The sequence below is a fragment of the Ruminococcus albus 7 = DSM 20455 genome (assembly GCF_000179635.2).
Classification (GTDB): Bacteria; Bacillota; Clostridia; order Oscillospirales; family Ruminococcaceae; genus Hominimerdicola; species Hominimerdicola alba.
Map to the genome: position 1 here is coordinate 2435862 of NC_014833.1, position 24284 is coordinate 2460145.

Consider the following 24284-nt stretch of genomic DNA (forward strand, 5'->3'; position numbering starts at 1 on the left):
AAATATTCAGTATGATCATTACACTGACAAACCGAATTAATTGTTGTTACATCTGAATTTGAAATAGTAGGCGGTGTGGTAAAGGTATACCATACAATTCAATTATCAGGCCGAAGTTTTGATTCACCTTTTGATATCAAGATCCATATCCATTAAGCTTCTGATAGTCCCTGCATCATCAGTGATATTAGCGTCACCGTGGATCGTATGCTTGATCACGCTGCTGGCAACTGCAAAATTCACCATTTCCAAAGGTTCGTAATCATTCATCATAGCATAGATAAGTCCGCTTGCAAAAGCATCACCGCCGCCCACACGGTCAAGTATATTGAAGGTAAACAGCTTACTCTCAAAGGTCTGACCTTTATACCACAGATATGCTTTTAAGCTGTTCTCACTGCCGCTGTGTACATAACGCACATGACGCGCGATGCACCTGAGCTTGGGATATCGTTCTGCAAATACCCTGAATATGCTGTCCTGCTGTTCAAGATCGGGCTGCATAGGTATGCCGTCTTTGAGATCACCTTTACTATGATCATTAACATCTCGCCATAGATGATAAGGCTCTATACCAAGAAGTACATCCACATAGGGCAGGCATTCTGTGCAGAACTCTCTTGCTTCCTCCCAGTCCCAGAGAGTACTGCGGAAATTACCGTCAAAGCTTATTGTTAGTCCGAGTTCAGACGCAGCCTTCAGGCTGTCAGTAACAAGTCTGCGGCAGTTATGGGAAAGTGCGGGAGTAATACCGCTGAGGTGAAGCCATGTATAATCTTTCAAAAGAGAATACAGATCTACCCTGCTGTAATCATACTCCGAGAATGCGCTGTGCTTTCTGTCATAAGTAACCTTACTGGGACGGATTCCATAACCTGCTTCAAGATAGTAAGTACCCATACGGTCAGTAGGTGTATCTGCAGAAGTACTAAGTATCATCGGGCTGCAGTGTACATCATTACTGCGAAGCATCCTTACGGCGCTTTTACCGATGCTGTTATTAGGTACAACACTGAAGAATGTGCTGTCGATGCCAAGATTTGCAAGTGCCAGTGCTATATTTGCCTCACTTCCGCCGTAGCTTACATCAAAGCTTGTTGCAGTGCGTATCTTCTCATAATTCGGGGGAGTCAGCCTCAGCATGATCTCACCTATCGTAATGAATCTGTTTGCGTTATTCTCCATATCAAATCTCCTTGATAATCTTCATCAGCCATAAAAAACGATATGAGAAAGACTGTGCAGTTTTCCGCACAGTCTTTCAGTTCAGAGGAATTTATCACGCAGCCGATCAATGTGTGACCTTATTTTTCGGCTGCACTATTTGGTAAAATAAGCTATCGCATTATTGTAGCAGATATCTTTTACAATCTCTCCTACAAAATCGATATCAGCAGGATACTCACCGTCTTCGATAAGAGTACCGAACATATTACAGAGTATACGTCTGAAATAATCATGACGGGTATACGAAAGGAAGCTTCTGCTGTCTGTAAGCATACCGATGAATTTCGATACAAGTCCAAGCTGTGAAAGCGCAGTAAGCTGCTTTTCCATACCGTCCTTCTGATCGTTGAACCACCATGCCGAACCAAACTGCATCTTACCAACAACGCCGCCCTGCTGGAAGCAGTTCATGATAGTAGCAAGCACTTCATTATCACGGGGATTCAGACAGTACAGTATAGTCTTGGGAAGTTCATCTGTGCTGTCAAGTTCATCAAGCAGCAGAGAAAGCTTTTTAGCAAATGTCTGATCTTCTATGGCATCGAATCCTGTATCGGGGCCGAGTAGACTCATATACCTGCGGGAATTATTTCTCAGTGCTCCTATATGGTACTGCTGTACCCAGCCGAGGCGTGAGTACTGCTTTCCAAGATGTACAAGTATATAACCCTTGTACTGCTCGATCTCATCGTATGTAAGATCATCACCGTTCAAAGCCTTTTTGAGTATCTTATCTACCTTTGCCTTATCAGCAGGCTTGTACATTACTACATCAAGTGCATGATCGGAGCATACACAACCTGCTTTATCGAAGAATTCGATACGGTTTGTAAGAGCCTTGCAAAGTGAATCTATATCGTCTATCCTTACATCTGCAGCATCTGCAAGCTTTGCTATATAAGGAACGAAAGTAGGAAGCTCGATATTTATAGCCTTATCGGGTCTGAAAGCAGGATATACTTCAACATCGAAAGAATCATCCTCAGCCAGCAGTTTGTGGAAATGAAGATCATCAATGGGATCATCGGTGGTAAACAACTTTTTAACACCGCTCATAGATATCATTTTTCTTGCAGTGAGTGTAGTGAGCTTTTCGTTGCACTTATCGAATATATCCTTAGCTGTTTTAGGCGAAAGGATGTCCTCGATATCAAAGTAACGTCTGAGTTCCATATGAGTCCAGTGGAAAATAGGATTTCCGATAGCATAAGGCATCACTTCCGCGTATTTCATGAACTTATCAAGATCGCTTTTATCACCTGTGATGTAGCTCTCGTCAACACCCATCTCTCGCATCAGGCGCCATTTGTAATGGTCACCGCCAAGCCAGCATTCAGTGATGGAAGAAAACTTCTTATCATTGTATATCTCCTCAACGCTGAGATGACAATGGAAATCAAATATCGGCATATCCTTTGCGTAATTCTCGTAAAGGGTAATGGCTGTTGGATTCTTCAGTACAAAATCCTTATCCATAAAACTTTTCATCATTATACTCCTTTTTTACAGGGTAACACCTGTTTTGAATATTGCAATATCTCGGGAATCGTATATTTCATTTACGGTCTTCTGACCTCCTGCAACAGCTGCAACAAGATCAACAAGTGAATCAAGCTTGCTTTCAAAGCTTTCGCCCTGAGCTATCGTTCCCGCATCAAAGTCTATCCAGTTTTTCTTACGCTGAGAAAGCTCTGTATTGGTAGATATTTTCACAGTAGGTACAAAACCGCCGAAGGGAGTACCCCTGCCTGTTGTAAACAGCACAAGCTGACACCCTGCGCAGGCAAGATCAGTAACAGCTACCATATCATTTCCGGGGCCATTCAGCAGATTGAGTCCGTGTTCAACAACACAGTTTCCTTCCATCAGAACGTCACACACTTCACCGGTACCAGATTTCTGAGTACAGCCGAGAGATTTATCCTCAAGAGTGGTTATACCACCTGCTTTATTGCCCGGTGAAGGATTTTCATATACAGGCTGATCATGTCTTTTATAGTACTCCTTGAATCCGTTTACCAGATGAACGACCTTCTCAAAGGTCTCAGCATCCTTTGCGCGGTTCATAAGGAGGTGTTCAGCACCGAACATCTCAGGCACCTCAGTAAGTACTGTAGTACCTCCGACCTCAGCCATATAATCTGAGAATCGTCCGACCAGCGGATTTGCAGTTATACCGGAAAGACCGTCTGAGCCGCCGCATTTAAGACCTACTTTAAGGCATGAGATATCCTTTGGCTCGCGCTTATCATTTTTAGCTGCTTCATATAATTCTTCGAGAAGCTGTACACCTGCTTCTACCTCGTCAGGAACATCCTGGGCGATCAGGAAACGTGTACGGCTCTCATCATATTCACCGAGGGTATCTTTGAAAACATCCATGCGGTTGTTCTCGCAGCCAAGACCAAGAACAAGAGCACCTCCGCAATTAGGGTGCTTTACCATTCTCTGCAGAAGCAGCCTGGTCCTTTCATGATCCTCACCGATCTGTGAACAGCCATAAGGGTGTGTGAAAGCATGACAACCGTCAACACCTGAAAGTTCAGGATGCTTTTCACAGAACACCTTGACTATACGCCTAGCCTGAGAATTAACACATCCGACTGTGGGTATTACCCAAAGTTCGTTGCGTATACCTGCATCTCCGTTCTTACGTACATATACATTCACATTTCGGCTGACCGCCTTTGGAAGTTCCGGCTTTGCAACTTTGTTAAAAGTATACTCCAGTGTTCCGTCAAGACAGGTATGCATATTGTGGGTATGAACATGGCTGCCTGCATTTATCTGCTGCGAAGCTGCGCCGATGACCTCACCATATTTGATGACCTGCTCACCCTCAGCTATGTTTCTTAGGGCAAATTTATGTCCCTTTTCGATATCCTCGCAAAGGACAACATTTTCAGCTGTTTCTCCTTTTGCAAGTTTTGTCAGCGCAACGCCGACATTATCCAGGGGATTGATAATGATAGTCTTTCTCATATCTCATCACCAAGAAAAGCTTTAAGTGCAGTTCTCATACCATTTTCTGTTATAGCTTTGATATGACCTGCTACCTGACGGACATTGTCATCAGTACACAGATCGCAGCCCCATATATCCGAAGCTGAAAGAGCCTTTCTTGCAATATCCTCACAGTCTGAAAGCTGCCAAAGCTCATTCCAGAAGCGCAGATACTTTTCATCATCCTTCAGAGCTATAACTTCTTCACCTCTCCTGCCTCTGTAAAATACTGTAAGTGCAGCAAATGCGAACAGGATATGTTTTGGAGCACTGCCAAAACGTTCGAGATGATACTTGTAAGTGGGGAGAAGTCTTGTAACGAACTTGGTAGTTGAATTAAGTGCTATGGACATAAGCTCATGACGAATGAAAGGATTCATGAAACGGTCAAATACGCTGTTTGCAAAAGCATCCATCTCATTAGCGGGAAGATCTATAGTAGGCTTGATCTCATCGTTAACAAGTTCTCTTATGAATCTGCCCACATCCTCATCTTCAACAGCCTCACGTACTGTGTCGATCCCGCAAAGATATGCAACGGGTACCATAGCGGTATGAGAACCGTTAAGTATCTTTACCTTGCGCTGCTTATAAGGAGTTATATCATCTGCATAGATAACGTTGAGCCCTGCCTTGTCAGCGGGGAGTTTTTCCTGTACAAAAGGTTCTTTCTGAAGTACCCACAGGTGAAAAACTTCGCCCTTGACGATATTGACATCATGGAACCCTGTTTCATTACAGATAGCCTCTGCATTATCCTTCGGATAACCAGGAACGATCCTGTCAACAAGAGTATTGGTAAAATGGTTTGCTGATGTGATCCAGTCAATGAATGCCTCATCCATACCGTTGATGCGAGCAAGCTCAATAAGAATACGCTTCAGTTCATCACCGTTATGGTCGATAAGCTCACAGGGAACTATTGCAAGACCCTTGTTTTTATCACCGTTAAAATGGTCATATCTTGCTTTCAGGAAAGCCAGCATCTTACCGGGGAAGCTTTTAGGGCATACTGAGAAATCAGTATCCGTTTTATCAAGAGCGATACCAGCTTCTGTTGTATTTGATATAATTGTTTCAAGATCCTCATTCTCAGCCAGTTCAAGAAACTTTGCATACTGAGTATATGGATCACAAACATCACTCACTACATCTATGATCTCACGTTTCTGAACGCTCTTGCCGTCATCGATGCCTTCAAGACAAAGTGTGTAGAGTCCATCCTGAGAAGCTATCTCATTTATCCTCCCTGTGGGAGTAGGCTGTACTATGACTACACCTGCATCGGTAAGACCCTTATTATTCATCTGCTGGATTATCCAGTCAACAAAAGCCCTTAAAAAGTTACCCTCACCGAACTGAAGTATCCTTACCTTTTTCTTCGGTACGGTGTGATTTGTTCTGTTTAGTTCTTTCATAATAGCGACCGCCTCATTTATTTCTCAGTTTTATGCGTTTCTCGGTCTGCTTGTCGAACAGATAAACGCTCTCATAGGGCAGATAAAAATCAAATCCCTCTCCGCTTTCAGGAGATACATGTGGATCTACTTTAAGTATGCTGTTGCCGTTGTAGATATCCACATACACATTTGTATTATCTCCAAGCAGTTCCACCAGTTCAACTACTGATGTCATATGATAACAATTTTCCGGTACATTTCTCTCTGCAAGCTTAACAGCTTCAGGACGGAAACCTAATACAACTTCCCTGCCCTCTAAACTTTCAAGTATATCCTTATCGACACATTTTTCAAGGTCGATAGTATTATTCTGCAAAGGAAGCTTTCCGTTTTCCACCCTGCTCTCAATAAAGTTCATGGGAGGCTCACCTATGAAGCCTGCAACGAACATATTTACAGGAGAAAAATACAGTTCATACGGAGTGCCTACCTGCTGGATATAGCCGTTTTTCATAACTACTATCCTGTCAGCCATAGTCATGGCTTCAGTCTGGTCATGGGTAACATATATGGTAGTAGCACCTGTCTGGCGATGTATCTGAGTTATCTCGGAACGCATTGTAACACGCTGCTTTGCATCAAGATTGGAAAGCGGCTCATCCATAAGGAAAATATCGACCTTACGGATTATCGCACGTCCGACTGCAACTCTCTGTCGCTGACCGCCTGAGAGCTCACGAGGAAGTCTATCCAGATAATCGGACAGTCCGAGAATATCTGCCGTAGATCTGACCTTTTCATCTATAACGTCATCATCAACGCCCTGTAGCATCAGACCGAATGCCAGATTATCGTATACTGTCATATGAGGGTAGAGAGCGTAGCTCTGGAACACCATAGCAACTCCGCGATCACGCGGACCCATTTCATTAGCCCTCTCACCGTCTATGAGAAAATCGCCCTTACTGATATTCTCAAGACCTGCGATCATACGCAGTGTAGTGGACTTTCCGCATCCTGACGAGCCTACAAAAACTATGAACTCGCCTTTATTTATCTCAAGATTAAAATCATGAACGGCATGAAATCCGTTCGGATAGATCTTATTGATCCCTCGCAATGTTAAATATGCCATATCTAATCCCACGCCTTTCGATCGGTATCAGGTCATTTCAGGTCAAGATTGCTGATGTTGTCCATATCATCATATGTCTGGTTCTCACCGCACATACCCCAGATGAATGTATAATTACTTGTAGCTGTACCGCTGTGAATTGACCAGCTGGGGCTGATGACTGCCTGCTCATTATGCATGATGATATGACGTGTTTCTTGGGGCTGACCCATCATGTGGAATACCACGTTATCATCTTCAAGCTCAAAATAGAAATATACTTCCATTCTTCTCTCATGAGTATGAGAAGGCATAGTATTCCATGAGCTTGTCTTATCCAGCTCTGTCATACCCATTGAAAGCTGGCAGGACTTGCATACAGCAGGATGGATATACTGATTTACTACTCGCTTATTCAGGTTTTCGGGAGAGCCGAGAGGTATATGATTAGCCTTTTCCTTGGTGATATATACCGTAGGATAAGTCTGATGTGCAGGACTTGAATTGATATAGAATTTTGCAGGCTTTTCAGCATCATCAGAAGTGAAGGATATTTCCTTAGTACCCATACCGATATAAAGACCGTCCTTGTAGTCAAGAACATATTCCTTACCGTCAAGTGTAACTGTACCCTTACCGCCAACATTGATGATACCCATCTCACGTCTTTCGAGGAAATAATCTGTTCCAAGTTCCTTTGTGCTGCCGAGTGCGAGCGCTCCGTTCACAGGCATAGCACCGCCTGCGATCATTCTATCCTGATGCGAATAAGTAAGGGATATCTCATCTGCTATGAATATATCCTCGATCAGATAATTACTGCGCAGCTCATTAGTATCATAGTGCTTAGAATCATCTGGGTGATTGCTGTATCTTATATCAAGTTTCATAACCTTCACTCTCCTAATTTAAATTCTATCTTTCAGATGTTTTACTGCAAACGGGATATCATCACCCGTTGTACCTTCAAGAACAAGTTCAGCATCAGGAACTACTTTTCTTATCTCTGAAATGATACGGTCATAATCAAATATGCCATTGCCGACTCCGCACTGTCTGAGCGTACCGTCAGCAATAACACAGTCTTTTATGTGGAAAACACATATCCTGTCGCCAAAGGTCTGTAAGCCTTCATCAAGGATATCATACATCCTGTCAATATTAGAAATATCCAAGTAATTGTACAGATCAAAAATTATCCTTATGTTTGGGCTGCCTATGGCTTTAATGACTTTGTCAAGGGTACTTACATCATAGCATACATGACCGAAGGCACCCTCCATGCCCACATTAACACCAAGCTCACCGGCATACGAACATAATTCACCAAAAGCTTCTATAACTCTACGACAAGCCTTGTCGGTACGGTTATCAGGATGATATGTCCATTTATCACCATTATATGAGCCGGTCTCGGAACCCACGATATCACAGCCTAAGCTTTTAGCAAGCCTGAGATGATCCTTGAAGACATCCATACCGTTTTGTATCTTGCTCACATCAGGGTGAACAGGATTGAAGTAGGCTCCGATAAGCGGGATATTCTTTCCCGCTGTACGGAAGACATCATTCAGCTGCTGTGCACGCTCAGGTGACATGGAAGCAGGAGTATAGCTTACATCTTCAAGGCACTTATACGTAACAAGCTGTACGCCGTCAAGACCAAGCTCATCAAGCCTTGAAACTATATTCTGCTCACCTTTTACACCTAAGTCATGAGCGCGGATATTAAGCTTCATCATCTCTGAACTCTGCCGGAAGCGTCACCGCCCATGAGGCTCTCTACCTCAGCACGGGTAACAAGATTGAAGTCACCGGGGATAGTGTGCTTCAGTGCAGAAGCTGCAACTGCAAATTCAAGTGCAGACTTGAAATTCCTGCCGTCATTCAGTCCGCAGATAAGTCCGCCTGCGAAGGAATCTCCGCCGCCCACACGGTCAACGATGGGCTTGATATGGTACTTTCTGGAATGATAGAATTCTCTGGTGCTTCCGTCCATTATGCAGGCAGACCAGTCATTATCAGATGCAGAATGGCTCTCGCGGAGAGAAGATATAACGTACTTGAAACCAAACTTGTCTATCATACGATTGAATATATCAACGTAACCGGCAAGCTCAAGCTCGCCCTTAGTAACATCGGTTTCACCCGGTTTGAAGCCAAGGACCTTTTCAGCGTCCTCCTCGTTGCCGATACATACATCTACGTACTGCATGAGGTTTGTCATGACCTTCTGAGCTTTTTCGGAGGTCCAGAGCTTCTTACGGAAGTTGAGGTCTACAGATACAGTAACACCATGCTTCTTTGCTGCTTTAAGTGCTTCCTCTGTAACTTCTGCTGCAAGATCAGATATAGCAGGAGTAATACCTGTGAAATGGAACCAGTCAGCATCAGCAAATATCTTATCAAAATCAAAATTAGAAGCTGTAGCTGTTGCTATGGAAGAATGAGCTCTGTCATATACAACATTTGAAGCTCTCATAGATGCACCTGTCTCCAGGAAATAGATACCCAGTCTTTCACCGCACTTAGCTATATTATCGGTCTTTACACCGTACTTTCTAAGTGCTGCCACAGCGCACGCACCAATAGGGTTATCGGGAACTGCAGTTATAAACTCTGCATCGTGGCCATAATTTGCCAGTGATACAGCAACGTTTGCCTCACCGCCGCCGTAGTTTACATCAAATTCATCAGCCTGAATAAATTTTTCGTTATTTGAGGTGGAAAGCCTGAGCATTATCTCACCCATAGTTACTATCTTAGCCATTACTCATCGCTCCTTACTTCTTTTCAACAAGATGTACGGCAAATCCGCCGAACTCGTTTTTGAGATATACTACTGTAAGTCTGCCGTCAGCATCGTATTTAGCTGTAGACATATCAGCCTCTATGCCCTTATGTGAAAGCTGATATACAGCCCTGCGCACACTGTTTACGGATACTGCGATATGTCCCTTGCTGCCCTTGAAAGGCGACTTCATACACTCAACGGCACTGCCAGCAAATACGCTGCTGTTTCCGTTCTTCTGTGCCCAGCCGAACATATCTTCAAAAGCTGAAGAAACATTAAGTGCATCAGATTCACTGTCGCAGTTGATACCGATGTGAGCAAGAGAGAATCCCAGCATCTTATTTACAGCTGAACGGCAAAGATCGGTTATCTCAGACCATCTGCCTTCCTTAACGAGCTTATCGGGAACTATCCAGCTTCCGCCGCAGCATACGATCTTTTTAAATGCAAGATATGTATTGAGGTTATTCTCATTCACTCCGCCTGTAGGCATGAACTTCATATTAGAATAGGGAGCGGAAACTGCTTTGATATAGGGCAGACCGCCTGCCTGTTCTGCGGGGAAGAACTTGACAAAATCAAGTCCGAGCTCAATAGCCTGTTCTATCTGGGATCCATTGGCAACACCCGGTACAAATGGTATGCCTCTTGACAGACAATGCTCAACGACCTTTGGATTAAGACCGGGAGCAACGCAGAATTTAGCACCTGCATCTATTGCTCTGTCACACTGTTCAACAGTAAGCACTGTACCAGCACCGACCAGCATATCGGGATAAGCCTTGACCATATCTGCGATGACCTTATCAGCGCCCTCTGCACGGAACGTAACCTCTGCACAGTGTATACCGCCCTCATACAGAGCCTTTGCAAGATTGACAGCATCAGCTGTGTTTTCAAGCTTTATAACAGGTACGATACCTGTGCATTCAAGCTGTTCAAGAAATTCTTTATTATCCATCATATTTACCTCCCCTAATTTATCTACCAAGCCAGCCGCCGTCTACCGCAAGGGTATAACCGTTGACATAATCACTTGCAGAAGATGCAAGGAACACTGCTGCTCCCATAAGGTCATCAGGTGTGCCCCATCTTCCGGCTGGTATCCTTTCGAGTATAGCAGCACTGCGGTCAGCGTCCTCACGCAGAGCCTGAGTATTATTTGTAGCCATATAACCGGGGGCGATGGCATTGACGTTTATACCGTACTTAGCCCACTCATTTGACATTGTCATGGTGATACCCTTTACAGCAGATTTACTTGCTGTATAGCTTGGTACTCTTATACCACCCTGATACGAAAGCATACTAGCGATCGAAATGATCTTACCGCCGCTTCCCTGTCTGATAAACTGCTTTGCGGCAGCCTGCGACAGGAAGAAAAGTGTGCGGCAGTTTACGTTCATGACAAGATCCCAGTTCTCGACTGAGAAATCTATGCTATCCTCGCGCTTGATGATACCTGCGTTATTAACAAGTATATCCAGCTTGCCAAACTCCTTGACTGCGGTACCGATTATATCACTTACAGCATCAAGAGATGAAAGATCGGCAGTGATATACTTAAAGTTCTCCTCACCGAGAAGCTCCTGTGTTTTTGTGCTGGGTGATCTGGAAACTCCGAGCACCTTAGCACCTGCTTCAACAAAAGCCTTTGAAATACCTTGACCAAGACCGGTATCACTGCCTGTAACGACAGCAACCTTTCCGGCAAGGCTGAACATATCAAGTATCATAACAATTACCTCCGTAATATATATTTATCAGAATATACCAACACTGCGAAGAATGGTCACATATATAAATATAGTGAACGTGCCCGCAAGTGTAGTCCATATCACCAGCTGACCTGCAAGTTCTTCATCTGCACCCATCTCCTTCGCCATTACAGCGGAAGCCACTGCAACAGGTGTGGCAAACACGCCTACGTATGAAGCAAAATGCTCTCCGCCAAGATGAAGTCTTTCACCCAGGAAATATGCAGTTCCTAAACCAAGTATGGGAACAGCCAGTGTTCTTATCAATGTACCTAAAATTATCTCACGTTTCAATCTGGCAGCCGTCCTGAATTCAAACTTTCCTCCCAGCACGATAAGTGCCAGAGGGGTACACATAGACTTCAGTGTTTCTAGTGTCCTGAATACAACCGAGATATCATTCAGACGGAAAGATATTCCGTTCTTAACTAATACCTCACGAACAGCAAGCACGGCAAGCCCCGAAAATGTTCCGATAATAAGGGGATTTCTGATGATATCCCTGAGTATCCCCATAAGATCAGGTCTTTTCCTGTCATCCTTTTTACCAAAAACAGTAAGTGTTATCACACTAAGGATATTGAACAAGGGGACACAAAACGCCGACATGACACCTGCCGCTGCTGCACCCTTTTCACCAAAAAGTGATGCCGCGAGAGGTATACCGATTATAGCATAATTAGAACGAAATACAGCCTGTATCAGCGCCCCGCGCTTTGCGTTTTCCCTTGTGATCATACAGCCGACTGCTATTCCAAGGAAAAATACAGCAAACACTGCCGCAACACCATATATAATGAAACCGATATTTACATCTCTTATACGTTCGATACTGTAAACATTCAGAAACAGCATTACCGGGAGGAGAACTCTGAAAACCAGTTTATTTCCCACATTCAGGAACTCTGTTGTAAGCAGCCCCGAGCGTTTGAACAGATATCCGAGTACGATCAGGAAAACTATGGGCAATACAGCGTTAGCAGAAAATGCAAAAGCATCTAGCATAGTGTCAGCTCTTTATCAGAAAACCATGGTTCAAGATAATACCTTGTACCGTCAACCATGCTGCTGAACAGTTCACGTGCTTCAGTTATAGAAAGAGCACTGCAAAGCGGCTGAGCTATGAAAGCCTCAAACAATCTGTTCAGATCACGGTTCTTTATACCATAGTAAGTATTCTCGATATTCAATGCGTTGCGAAGGACAAGCGCGCTTACATCCTCGGGAAGCTTTCTTGATGTTATGGGCTTCAGGCTGTTATGCGAGAATACACAGTTTGTCTCAACGACTGAACCCAAAGGCATTTGCGGCATCTGTCCAACATTCGGGACATTTGCATTTGATACCTTGGGCGGTATCAAACCAAGCAGTGCCTTCATAAGCTCTACTACTTCTTCATCACTGCGGTTCAGACTGATGCTTTCCGTACCATCAGCAAGACGATGTGAACGAGCTATCTTTTCAGCCATATCCTTTTTACGATAGCTTACCTCAGTAAGATGATAAAGCCATTTGTCCACAGAAGCCTTATCCTTTATGTACCAGGCACTGTTCATGAATTCAACAAGGTGCCTGTCACCTGCAGCTGCCAGTATACCAAAGCGCCTGAACAGATCCATCTTGACTTTGTTGCCGTACAAAAACGGATCATTCTTAAAACCATCAGGTGCTACTCCCTCACGCTCGCAGTAACCGCTCTCGTAGTATTTATCTATGAATGCGGGGAGCAGACTGAAAAGATCTGTGCCTTTATAGTTAGCTTCGGTGATCCAGGTAAAATGATTTACACCGCAGGCATCAATATTGATCTCCTGTCTGGAAGGTCTTGGAATAACCAGCATATCACTTACTACACAGCAAAGGAACTCCTGTGCATGGAATACCTCGTGACAGCAGCCAAAGGCTTTGATCTCCGGGAAAACATCGTAAAGTGTCTTTGTGCAGGCTGTCATGGGATTAGTCAGATTAATCACCCATGCATCCGGACAATATTTCTTGATCGCCTTAGCGAAGCCTTCATATATCGGGACTGTACGCATAGCACGAAGAACACCGCCCGGTCCGACAGTATCACCGACCGATTGATATATTCCATATTTTTCAGGGAGATGAACATCATACTCCATCTCATCAAATGTACCCGGAAGTATGGAGCATATCACAAAGTCAGCGCCGTCAAGGGCACTGCCGATATCAGGATATACCTTATAATCCCACTTCGTTATTGTATCATTGCAGGCATTTATCTTTTCACCTATACGCCTGTTAAGTTCAGCTGCTTCAAAGTCAATATCATAAAGAGCTATCTCTCCACCAAGACCTTCAGTGAGAGCAAGATCATTCATAAACACCCTTGCCCACATTTTAGAACCGCCGCCGATATAAGCTATTTTTATTGTTTTCAATTTTATTACTTCCCTTAAATTGATCTTCTAACCTCGGTATAGCACAGTATGAAAGGAGCTACACCTTTTGCATCATTTTCTACCACAGGTTCTGAGATATAGTATTCAAAGCTTCCGTCACGTCTTCGGTTATCCTCGGGACCAAGCCCTGCAACAAGGCATATACCTCCGAGATCAAATTCTCCTGTGGGACTTATCTTCAAATACTTATCGCATATACCATCAAAGGTCTTTCTGCCCATATCTGAATATGAGCTGTCAAGTACACCAAGTCTTGCACCCTTCATCATAGCATAAGCTATCATACTGCTTCCGCTTGTTTCGAGATAATTACCGTTTTTGTCACCCTGATCAACGACCTGATAGTACATACCGGTCTTTTCATCAACATAACGGGCAATACCACCAATGACTTCGCGGAATATATCACTGAGTTCAGACTTGTATTCATCATTGTCGATATATTCTATGATATCAGCAAGCGCTACAGTGAACCATCCTGTTGCCCTAAGCCAGCAATTCTGAGACTTTCCTGTTTCCTTGTCTGCCCAGAAAGCTTTTTTGGAACGATCAAGGCCGTGACACAGCAGTCCCTTATCTTCATCGAACATATAACGACGAACATTCCTGATCTGTTCCATTGTATCAGAATAGTCCTTGCTGCCGAACTCCTTCTCGTACCTGACATAGAACACTTGAGCCATATATATTCCGTCAAGCCATATCTGATCGGGGTAGATCTTTTTGTGCCAGAAATTACCTGTATCAGTACGCGGCTGATCTTTAAGCTGATCTCTCAGAAGCATGATAGCTTTTTTATACTTCTCCTTGCCTGTGAGCCTGTACAGATCAAACAGAACTCTGCCCTCGTTGATATCATCAAGATTATACTTATCTTTTGAATAACCGAGAGGTGTACCGTCTTCACCGATATAGTGATCTATGAAGCGTTCACAGAAATCCAGATAGAAAGGCTCATTCATTATTTCGGAAGCATTTAAGAGAGCAGTCATCATGCAGCCGTCTATATAATTCCAGTATGCGGGCTTTCCCTGACGGATACTCTCGATATTCCACAGAGGTTTTTCGGGAGTAGAACCCATGGCGAGTCTTTTTATATATTTTTCAATATCGGAATACATCTTATCACCTGTCATTCCTTTATAAGCTCCCCCACATTTCCAACGATAAGTTTATCTCCGATGCAGCCATCAATGGTTACATTCTTTATAGAAAGCTTATCTACATTATCAAAATACATTCCTGCCTTGCACATCTCTACTGCATTGTTCTTCATGGCAGGTATACCGGGGCGAGCATCATCAGCAAATGTAAAATGTATATCCTCAACATTTATCTCACTGATAGGCATTTCCGGCAGACCGTCACAGTAGCAGGCAGCAACACTGCAATCCAGGCATTCCATATCACGGAAAGTAAATTTACCGAGATACGGAGTTCTGTCATCAACAGGCAGCTTCTCACGGGTAGTATTATACTCGGAATACCTGTCGGGATCACAGCAGTTATACCACATATTTATTACTATAGGTGTAAGCACACCGTTCATTTTCATCTTTTCAAAAAGCACTCCGTCTATGACAGCGTCCTTTCCTCTGCCGCGGCGTGTCTTGATCCTGAGTCCGCGATCTGTATGATCAAAGATGCAGCGTTCAACCGTCAGATTTCTTACTCCGCCTGCCATTTCGCTGCCAAGGGTGACAGCTCCATGACCGAACTGCATAAGACAATTCCTGATATTATGGTTCTCAGCAGGCTGTTTGAATTTTCTGCCGATATCAATCTTTCCTGACTTGATAGCTATGCAGTCATCACCGACACTGAATCTGCAGCCTGATATCCAAACATTATCGCAGGCTTCGGGATCGAGGGCATCGGTATTGGGACTATCCTTAGGAGCAGTGATATCAAGATCGAGAAAATGCAGATAGGATGAAAAGTACGGATGTATCTGCCAGGAAGCTGCATTACATACAGTTATACCGTGTACGGTGATCAGCTTGCAGCGGTTGAAAAACAGAAGTCTTGGTCTTGGGATATTTCTTTCCTTGACGTTCTCCCACCAACCGCCTGCCTCAGCGTTTCCGTCTATCACACCTCTGCCGACGATCCTTATATCCTCAGCATATTCAGCAAAAATGAGAGCCTGATGCATGGGTACTGCATTACCCTCCCATGTGCCGAAATGTATATCTTCTCCGGTAATGATATCCTTGGCTGTACCGGGTATCACATTATATGCTGACTGATCCGGCAAGCCAAGAAGTTTCGCTTTTTCAGAGATATCGAGAGTGATATGACTTTTCAGGACGATCGGCGCAGTAAGATATACGCCCTCGGGGAAATACAGCCTTCCGTTATTCGGCAGACAATTTATTGCAGTCTGGATGCTAACAGTGTCATCGCTGAAACCGTCACCCTTTGCACCGAAATCCCTGACACTAACAGCGCAGGATTCCTTAGCTGTCCTGAATGTTACCGGATCTTCACCGGATATTTCAAGAACATACTCCCTGTCGGGCATAAGATCAAACACAGAAAATACATTCGTATCTGATTCAAAAAGAGCCTTGCCGTCAAGACATACAGTATATTTTTCCTTACTGTGATATGCAAGATCGTTATCGATCTCGAAGCAGGCACTTACAGAGCCTATGAATATAGTATTTATCATTTTATCCCTGCCCTCCGGTATTTGTGCAGGAAGCTTTAGCACCTGCATCCTGAAATATCTTTATAAAAGTATTTTTGATCGTTATAAACAGCATATCAAAGCCCAGATATAATAATCCGAACAATAAGGGTTCAACACCCAGCATACTCTGAGCAGCGGATGCATCTGCATTCGCATCTACTCCGAGTAGTACATTCAAAGCGAAGTATGTTCTGAATACACAGTATATTACAATGCCCGAATACAGAACATTGATAAACAGCGACCAGTATTTTCGTACCGTCACCATCATCCATCTGTCGTATTCTCGTTCACGCGGTTCAAAGCCTCTCAGCAGCTTGTTGACCATCAGATCGTTTGCAAGACCCGATGCTATAGCAAGCACTGCAAGCAGATCTAGACCGTGTACATATATACCAAGTCCCCACAGGATAAAATAGCAAACTGCACCTGCAAACCAGAACTTGATAAATATTATCTTCAGCCATGAAGGGATACTGAACTTCTTATCTGAAGTATATTTTCGTATCTCGGAATATGAAACCTCAGGTGCTTTCTTTGCATCAAGAAGTCTGTCTACGGCGTTCTTTTTCAGCTTATAATTACCGTAGGAAGAAATATTATCTTTATTATGCTTATTATCTGCCATAACGATCATTCCTTAATCATACATCTCAGTCGCCTGTGATATCAAGTGCTTTCATACTTCCGTTATCTTCAACGTCTACAGAAGTCCTGATCTTTCTTAAAAGTTTTGAATAAACCGGAAGAAGGATCAGCAGACCAAGAGTAACACATATAAGGATTATATGCAGGGATACTACTGTCTGGGCAGTATTTATATACATAGAAGAATTATTGATAACTATGGGATTATTTTCCCTGGTAGTTGCATTTACTATACGTTTCATATAAATACTGTCAACGAAGATCAGCGAACCAAGCATAGCAAACAAAAGACAAAGCATGACCTTATCAGCTTTTTTTCTTCTCGGGAATGTTCTCAGGAATACAACGAATGCAAGTATAGAAAACAGCATAGCAATAAATTCGCACTGTCCCATATTGGCACCGTTTATCCTTGCTGTTGTATCAGCTATTGACGACAGATTCAGGGAATAGATAAGAAACCCTGCAACAAGTGACAGAAGCGGTATGGTCTGCGGTGAACGCTTGAGGGATACCATCGACTTGCGAAGGAACTCCTTGGGACCGCGTCTGTTTGTCCTCATTTTTTTAACGGACATCTTCCTTACCTCCTTGATCTCATCTTATCGCCATTGTAGTTTCTTTATCAAAGAAATGCTTCTTATTGAATGAAACATTTACCTTATCACCTAACTTGTAATTGCACCATTCACGGAACTTACAGGTTATCTTGTGTTTGCCAGCCATACCGTTAACGAGGGTATTATAACCAAGGTTCTCATTTGAAATGACATCCACTGTTATATTGCCGCCCTCAACTACATTTTCGGGACGAACGCCCATAGTAACGGTTATACCTTCATAAGCTGAAAGCATTTCAGTTTCTTCATCAGTAAGCTTTACGCAAATATCACTGCTGACTGCCTGACCGTTCTTGATAACGACATCGAACAGGTTCATGGGGGGCAGACCGATAAAGCTTGCTACGAAGAGATTAGCGGGAGTATCATACAGCTCCAGCGGTGTACCTATCTGCTGTACATGACCCATGGACATACAGACGATCCTGTCAGCAAGTGTCAGGGCTTCGGTCTGGTCATGGGTCACATATAGCATAGTGGCATTCAACCTTTTGTGGAGGAGAAGTATCTCTCTACGTGTTGCACTTCTGAGTTTTGCATCAAGGTTTGACAATGGTTCGTCAAACAGGAAAACCTTTGGCTTACGTACTATAGCTCTGCCCATGGCAACTCTCTGACGCTGACCGCCCGAAAGCTGTGAGGGCTTTTTGTTGAGTTGGCTGGTAAGATCAAGTATCTCCGCAGCAGCAAGCACTTTCTGATGTATCTCATTTTTATTTTCTTTACGCAGCATAAGTGAGAAAGCCATATTCTCATAAATGGTCATATGTCCGTAAAGCGCGTAATTCTGAAAGACCATTGCGATATCACGGTCCTTGGGCGGCATACGTGTAACGTCCTTGCCGTCGATAAGGAGCTTACCCTTTGATATATCTTCAAGACCGGCCACCATACGCAGAGTAGTGGATTTACCGCAGCCCGAAGGTCCTACCAGTACTATAAGCTCACCGTCTTTTACATCAAGGTCGAAGTCATATACAGCCTGTACCTTGTTGTCATAGATCTTTTCAAGATGTTGTAATTTAAGATCGCTCATCGCAGCTACCTCTTATCCTTCTTCATCAAGCAGCGCCTGATAGCTGCTCAGAGTTTTTGTTTTTATGATCCCTATGATACCTGCCGCAACAAGAAGTGCAGCCGATACACACAGACATATCGTAACATACCTGAACTGTCCGCCTGACATAACAGTAGAACCATCGGCACCTACAACCGGACTTGGTGCATTATGTGCTTTCATGGGCAGCAGGAAGATACGTACTATCTGTAGTGCTCCGAGAAAGATCGAAACAACAGCATAGCTCATCTTGTAGCCCTTTACTCCTTCGGAGGAAAGAAATGCAAACAGCATAAAGATCAGGTTATATACTATTGAACCGCCTATAAAAAGCTTGTAATACCAGTTGCCGACATCGCTTCCGTATATGCTTACAAAATACAGGGCATTTACAGCTATGGCACCAAGTATAAGATCAGCGGAAAGTTTATTTTTTGTGAAACGCAAACGATCCTTTTCGACCGATGGAATGTTCTTTACTGGCATCTCATACACTCCTTCCGCTGGCAAGTGCCATCTGTTCTGCTTTCATGACCTTGATCTTGAATACCAGATTTACGATCAGCAGACAGGCAGTAAATAATAAAAATCCCAGAATACCGTATGTAAGATCAAACCAGAATGTATCTTCCGGACCGATATACAGTGTGCCCCAGTCCTTTGAGAACTCTTTCAGTGCAGTAAAATCGACCTCATTCTGAAAACGGGACTTGAATGCTGCAATATTCGGAATACTCCATGCAGCCATACCTGCCGAAGCTGCAACAGACAGTCCTGTAGCGGTATAATTACCGATATAGTACTTTCTGCGGGTATGTGTGTTAGTTAAAAACAATAATACATTTATGATGATCAGCACGATGCTCGCCTTTGTGAAAGCAGCATTGAAGCCGAACATATCATAGTATACTCTTGAGCCCTGAACGGACGTTGCATCCAGATCATAATCGGGATAGAGTATCGTTCTGGACAAGGCATCATACAGATCGGTAGACAGTCCCAGCGAACTAACGAATACAAGTGCTGAGGCTACTATAGCCATCATACATACGATCTTTTGTAATGTCATCTGTTTTTTGTACATAAGGACCTTCCTTTATGTCGTCTGCTATTATTCCCTATCATGGCCGGAACGGCAATGTCACAGCTGTAATAAAACTGTGACATACCGACCGATACCTTAAAGGGTGGTGTTAGGTAGTTGACGTTATCAAATATCAGCCATTGAGGCCTTTGTAGAAATCAAGAAGTCTGTGCCATGCTTCATTTCTGCGGGTAAGGTAAGTAGAACCGCCCCAGCCGCCGTCAGCGACTGCATTGGATACCTTTTCAGCAGTAGAAGCTGCATCCTTACCGGATTCACCGGTAAAGCCCTTGGCAATAATATCTACATACAGGTTGACCTGATCCTTAGCCATACCGAACTGTCCGGTAGCACTAAGAGCTGTCAGCTCATTTATAGCATCGATCTCAGCATTTTCCTGAGGGAGTACAGTAGGTACGGATGTGTACCATGGGTTTTCAGAAAGTGCCAGCTCAGGGTGCTTAACTGTACCAAGTGCGATCGCATTGGAAATGTGTCCTGCACCTTCCTTGCCTACATCATGAGTACACTGATACTCAAATGCCTAGCTCTTTACAAAGCTGATAGTTGAACCGATATAGTAACGTGCATAGTTGGTATAATTACCGTTCTGGAGCTTCCAGAGATCATCATAGGAAGCATCAGAAATAACAGGCCAGTCGTTACCGTTGAATGTGAACATCTCTATTTTGCCTGAATCATCATGCTTGATGAAATCATCAGGACCATAGGACATGAGTATCTGACCCTCGGGGCTGTAAGCATAGTCAATGAGCTTCAGACAAGCATTGAGCTTATTTGTATCATCGCCTACACCTGCAACAGAAATTCCCCAGCCATCGACCTTTACAGAACGCCATGACTCAGTGAATCTCATATACTTCTCCTCGCCGTCATTCCAGCGGGAAACAGGCACCATTACTGCCATATACTTCTCACCTGATGCATTATCAAGAGCAGTTGCATTGTATGCGGTCTGTGTCTGGTTATAGTCATAGTGCATGAAGCCGTTATCGTCTGTAAGGTACTTCTCGGAATTAACATCCTCCTGATTTATGAATGCCTGAGAGATCAGACCCTCGGAAGCCATATCATGCATCTTAGACAGTGCTTCATAAGTCTGGGGTTCAACTCTGGAATCGTGCAGCTCGTTATCATTACCTACATAGAGATAATCAAGTCTTGATTCCATACCGCGTACACCGAACAGAGAACCTGCAAAACGGTACATATCAACACGGCGCTGATTGTTTGAATCCTCACGGGAGAACAGGCCCTGAACATTGTCAGTACCATTTAAAGTCTGGGGATTTGCCTTAACGCAACGCAGCAGAGCTACCAGCTCATCAACATCCCATGCTGCATTCTGTCCGATGAACAGATCTGCACGGTTCTCACCGTAGTAACCATCATAGGTCTTATCAATATACTCACGCAGCATATTTACAGCGGTAACGCCATCAACAGCACCTGCTGCATTCATCTTATCAACTATATTGCCATAAGCATCATAATTCTTGCTTATGGTCTCAGAAGCAGAACCGTCAGGCTTAACAACATCAACATCAACACTGCCGGAAGTAGGCATAAAAGGTGTATATACAGGAGCTGCAGTCTTATTGCTCTTATCAGCAGTGAACTCACCTGAACCATTGAGAAGCTTCTCTACCCAGTCCGTTCTCATCAGAGGCATACGTTCAATATCATTTACACCGTCAAAGTAAGGCGCAAAATATATAGCACCTGCGTTAGGTCCTGCAGCAGCACCTGTGATAGAAAGTCTTACGATAGGATTCTGCTCAAGATAAGCCTTGAAGTTCGGCATAGAATCAAGATAATTTGCAAGATTTACAAGTTTGCCCTGCTGACCGTTCTCCGAAAGAAGAGTAGCTGTTCCGCTGAGCATATCTATCTGATCCATCTGAGCATCCCAGTACTGATACTCATCAGCAGCACCGTTACCCTGATACTTATCCTCGATCTTGATACCGAGGAGCTGTTCAATAGTCTGCCAGGTAGGCTTCAGATCGCCTGAATTATAGGTTTTTCCGTCAGCAAGAGTTATACCCTCGCCTGCAAGCTCAGCTGTGAAGCTCATACCGGTCTTATCGCTGTTGTAGCCGCACGCCATACGCAGTACAGTTCCCTCTGCAATTGTAAGCTCCTGAGCAGAACCGTCAGGCTTATTTCCTCCGTTTTTGCTGTTTTTAGCGGAGCTTCCGCAGGCTGCAAGAGAAGCAGCTGCAACGGTAAGTGAGAGAACTAACGCTGAAAGCTTCTTGATGTTCATAATGGTCATCCTCCTTAAATCATATCATTAATTATATATCACCTTTCTCACACAACACCAGACAAAGCCCGGCGGCAGTAAATATCAAATACAATGGCAGATATCTTACTGCCCGCTCGAGTATCATCTGAGTTTTTTGGAGATAGGCAACTGTCATATTATTCGCCGTATTTACGGCACTTCTTAATTATTCCTTCACGCCGCCGACGTTAACGCCCTTGGCAAAATATTTCTGAATGAACGGGTATATCACAAGTATGGGTATTATCGAGCATACGATAAGTGCATATATTACCGAATCAGGTGCATAGTTATGGCTCAGCTGCCAGTTAGTAGTGAGCTCGGGGTCTGAGTATTCCTCCAGACGAAGTCTCATATATACCTGCAGCGGCTGTTCGTTAGGACTGGAGATCATCTGTCTTGCCCAGAAGTAACCGTTCCATCTTGAAATACCGAAGAACAGAGCGACTGTCGCAAGTATGGATTTGCTCATTGGCAGATAAACTCTCCAAAGCACCTGAAGCTCGGTAGCACCGTCAACGATGGCTGCCTCTTCTATCTCGGAGGGAACACCCTCAAAGGCGTTTCGCAGAAGAATGATATTCATAGCCTGCATACCCATGGCAATAACGACGAGCCATTTGTCATCGACTATACCTACACCCTGGAATACTCGCTTGGTTGCAAGGTAGTTCAGATACTGAGGTACAAGACCTGCGCTGAACCACATTGTGAATACCAGGAAGAAGTTGAAGGTCTTTCTGAAAAGTAGTCTTTTCTTAGAAAGGGCATACGCTCCGAATATTGAGAGCATCATTTCCCACAGTGTACCGTAGAAGGTAAGGAAAAGAGTATTAGTATAAGCATTCCAGAATACATTGTCGCTGAATACATCCTTGAACGCATCGAACTGCGTATTCTTAGGGAAAAGCACTATCTTTGAATCTCTTACTTCAGCATATCCGCTTATAGCAGAAGATATGGTATAAATGAACGGATACAGACATCCGACTGCAAACATCGTCAGCAGCAGATAACTCAACAGCTTGAATATAAGCTCTGACATCTCAAGTTTTCTTCTCATAAAGCAACCTCTTTAGTAAAGTGATACATCGGATGCCTTGCGTGAGATGGTATTAGCTCCTATAACAAGCAGCATTCCGATTATATTGTTCATCATCTCGGCTGCGGAAGCCAGGCCTTTAAGGGAACCCGCGATACCGTTACGCTGAGCGAATGTTGATACAACATCGGCTGTAACATAGGTATTGGGATTATAAAGCAGCAGCACTTTTTCGTAACCGATATTCAGAAGTGAGCCGATCCTTGTGATGAGCATGATGACTATGGTCGAAAGTATCGAAGGAAGTACAACATATCTCATCTGAGCCAGCTTGTTAGCGCCGTCGATCTGCGCAGCCTCATAACTGGTGGGTGATATGGCGATTATTGCGGCAAAGAATACGATACTGTCATAGCCTGCACTTTCCCATATACCGCTTATCTGATATATAGCTCTGAAAAATTTGGGATCGTTTAACATACCTGCATAGGCTGTATCCGCTGATATAAGTCCCAGACCGGAAAGCATATGTGCAATTACACCGGGCTGCATACCTGATGTATCCGAGCCCTGCTTTACAAGCATCATCACAAGGGATGTCATAACGACTGTCGACATGAACTTCGGCAGATATGTAAGTACCTGATAGATACTTCTTGCTATATTTGAACGGATCTCGTTGAAAAACAGCGCTATCAGTATGGGCATAGGGAAACCGAATACCAGACCGTAGAAGCTAAGAAGGAACGTATTCCTGAAAGCCCGCCAGAACTGTGTCGAAAGCTCGGCGTTACCCTTGCCGATAAGCAGTGTCCTGAAATAGGAAAAACCTGAGTAATACTGCTCCGAAACAGTTTTTGCATCCTCTGTCAGTTTGAAACTTCCCAACAATTCATACATCGGGAAGTATCTCCACAGAAGGAAAACCAGTATCATCGGCACGAGCATAAGATACAAGCGCCAGTCCTTCAAAACAGTGCGGATAACATTTTTCCAGTAATGTTTTTCAACATCATCCCTTACTGCCTGCTCAGGGTCTTCCTTATAAGTTCCGCTTTCTTCATCAAATATCAAAAAGTCGGTAGCTTTGTTTGTCATTATTTTTA

At 43.8% G+C, this 24284-nt stretch carries 23 protein-coding genes; all 23 read right to left on the minus strand.

All coding sequences use genetic code 11. The features are described from left to right. Positions 1–123: 123 nt before the first annotated feature. Positions 124–1185 (minus strand): sugar kinase, encoded by a 1062-nt coding sequence (locus RUMAL_RS11015; RefSeq protein WP_013498817.1) that lies wholly within the window; start codon positions 1183–1185, stop codon positions 124–126. A gap of 135 nt (positions 1186–1320) precedes the next feature. Then, a complete protein-coding gene (gene uxaC, locus RUMAL_RS11020; RefSeq protein ID WP_013498818.1) occupies positions 1321–2715 on the minus strand; it encodes a glucuronate isomerase in 1395 nt (464 codons plus the stop codon). Positions 2716–2730: 15 nt separating this feature from the next. Continuing rightward, on the minus strand, positions 2731–4209 hold the full coding sequence (locus tag RUMAL_RS11025) for a UxaA family hydrolase (protein ID WP_013498819.1): 1479 nt from the start codon (positions 4207–4209) through the stop codon (positions 2731–2733). Continuing rightward, positions 4206–5648 (minus strand): tagaturonate reductase, encoded by a 1443-nt coding sequence (locus RUMAL_RS11030; protein WP_013498820.1) that lies wholly within the window; start codon positions 5646–5648, stop codon positions 4206–4208. Before RUMAL_RS11030 ends, RUMAL_RS11025 begins: the two co-directional genes overlap by 4 nt. 13 nt (positions 5649–5661) lie before the next feature. Continuing rightward, entirely contained in the window at positions 5662–6765 is a 1104-nt protein-coding gene (locus RUMAL_RS11035) for an ABC transporter ATP-binding protein (protein WP_013498821.1), read from the minus strand. 32 nt (positions 6766–6797) lie between these two features. Beyond that, positions 6798–7634, minus strand: coding sequence for a 5-dehydro-4-deoxy-D-glucuronate isomerase (kduI, locus tag RUMAL_RS11040; RefSeq protein WP_013498822.1), 837 nt, complete (start codon positions 7632–7634; stop codon positions 6798–6800). 18 nt (positions 7635–7652) lie between these two features. Next, positions 7653–8486: a sugar phosphate isomerase/epimerase family protein gene (locus RUMAL_RS11045; protein ID WP_013498823.1), complete on the minus strand. Its 834-nt coding sequence runs from the start codon at positions 8484–8486 to the stop codon at positions 7653–7655. Then, positions 8483–9514 carry a sugar kinase gene (locus RUMAL_RS11050; RefSeq protein ID WP_013498824.1) on the minus strand — a complete coding sequence of 344 codons (1032 nt, stop codon included), beginning with the start codon at positions 9512–9514 and terminating at the stop codon, positions 8483–8485. The genes RUMAL_RS11045 and RUMAL_RS11050 overlap by 4 nt, the downstream gene beginning before the upstream one ends. A gap of 13 nt (positions 9515–9527) precedes the next feature. Further along, positions 9528–10502, minus strand: a complete 975-nt coding sequence (locus RUMAL_RS11055) for a bifunctional 4-hydroxy-2-oxoglutarate aldolase/2-dehydro-3-deoxy-phosphogluconate aldolase (RefSeq protein ID WP_013498825.1) — start codon at positions 10500–10502, stop codon at positions 9528–9530. A gap of 16 nt (positions 10503–10518) precedes the next feature. Next, the gene (gene kduD / locus RUMAL_RS11060; protein ID WP_013498826.1) at positions 10519–11274 is read right to left on the minus strand and encodes a 2-dehydro-3-deoxy-D-gluconate 5-dehydrogenase KduD; all 756 of its coding nucleotides are present in this window, start codon (positions 11272–11274) and stop codon (positions 10519–10521) included. 27 nt (positions 11275–11301) lie between these two features. After that, positions 11302–12300 carry an AEC family transporter gene (locus tag RUMAL_RS11065; RefSeq protein ID WP_013498827.1) on the minus strand — a complete coding sequence of 333 codons (999 nt, stop codon included), beginning with the start codon at positions 12298–12300 and terminating at the stop codon, positions 11302–11304. Then, the gene (locus RUMAL_RS11070) at positions 12294–13700 is read right to left on the minus strand and encodes a family 4 glycosyl hydrolase (RefSeq protein ID WP_013498828.1); all 1407 of its coding nucleotides are present in this window, start codon (positions 13698–13700) and stop codon (positions 12294–12296) included. Before RUMAL_RS11070 ends, RUMAL_RS11065 begins: the two co-directional genes overlap by 7 nt. A 14-nt stretch (positions 13701–13714) precedes the next feature. Further along, the gene (locus tag RUMAL_RS11075; RefSeq protein ID WP_013498829.1) at positions 13715–14857 is read right to left on the minus strand and encodes a glycoside hydrolase family 88/105 protein; all 1143 of its coding nucleotides are present in this window, start codon (positions 14855–14857) and stop codon (positions 13715–13717) included. After that, positions 14854–16395 (minus strand): glycoside hydrolase family 28 protein, encoded by a 1542-nt coding sequence (locus tag RUMAL_RS11080; RefSeq protein ID WP_013498830.1) that lies wholly within the window; start codon positions 16393–16395, stop codon positions 14854–14856. The genes RUMAL_RS11075 and RUMAL_RS11080 overlap by 4 nt, the downstream gene beginning before the upstream one ends. Position 16396: 1 nt before the next feature. Continuing rightward, complete coding sequence (locus RUMAL_RS11085) at positions 16397–17044, minus strand: hypothetical protein (protein WP_013498831.1); 648 nt, start codon at positions 17042–17044, stop codon at positions 16397–16399. A gap of 25 nt (positions 17045–17069) precedes the next feature. Next, positions 17070–17642 (minus strand): hypothetical protein, encoded by a 573-nt coding sequence (locus RUMAL_RS11090; RefSeq protein ID WP_013498832.1) that lies wholly within the window; start codon positions 17640–17642, stop codon positions 17070–17072. A 19-nt stretch (positions 17643–17661) separates the two neighbouring features. Next, positions 17662–18720, minus strand: a complete 1059-nt coding sequence (locus RUMAL_RS11095; RefSeq protein WP_013498833.1) for an ABC transporter ATP-binding protein — start codon at positions 18718–18720, stop codon at positions 17662–17664. A 12-nt stretch (positions 18721–18732) separates the two neighbouring features. After that, positions 18733–19227, minus strand: coding sequence for a hypothetical protein (locus RUMAL_RS11100; protein WP_013498834.1), 495 nt, complete (start codon positions 19225–19227; stop codon positions 18733–18735). Between the two features lies 1 nt (position 19228). After that, positions 19229–19825 (minus strand): hypothetical protein, encoded by a 597-nt coding sequence (locus tag RUMAL_RS11105; RefSeq protein ID WP_013498835.1) that lies wholly within the window; start codon positions 19823–19825, stop codon positions 19229–19231. 133 nt (positions 19826–19958) lie between these two features. Then, positions 19959–20159, minus strand: a complete 201-nt coding sequence (locus RUMAL_RS20790) for a hypothetical protein (RefSeq protein ID WP_013498836.1) — start codon at positions 20157–20159, stop codon at positions 19959–19961. A 210-nt stretch (positions 20160–20369) separates the two neighbouring features. Continuing rightward, the gene (locus RUMAL_RS11110; protein ID WP_013498837.1) at positions 20370–22115 is read right to left on the minus strand and encodes a type 2 periplasmic-binding domain-containing protein; all 1746 of its coding nucleotides are present in this window, start codon (positions 22113–22115) and stop codon (positions 20370–20372) included. A 187-nt stretch (positions 22116–22302) separates the two neighbouring features. Next, the gene (locus RUMAL_RS11115) at positions 22303–23199 is read right to left on the minus strand and encodes a carbohydrate ABC transporter permease (RefSeq protein WP_013498838.1); all 897 of its coding nucleotides are present in this window, start codon (positions 23197–23199) and stop codon (positions 22303–22305) included. Between the two features lie 12 nt (positions 23200–23211). After that, complete coding sequence (locus RUMAL_RS11120) at positions 23212–24276, minus strand: ABC transporter permease (RefSeq protein ID WP_013498839.1); 1065 nt, start codon at positions 24274–24276, stop codon at positions 23212–23214. Between the last annotated feature and the right edge of the window lie 8 nt (positions 24277–24284).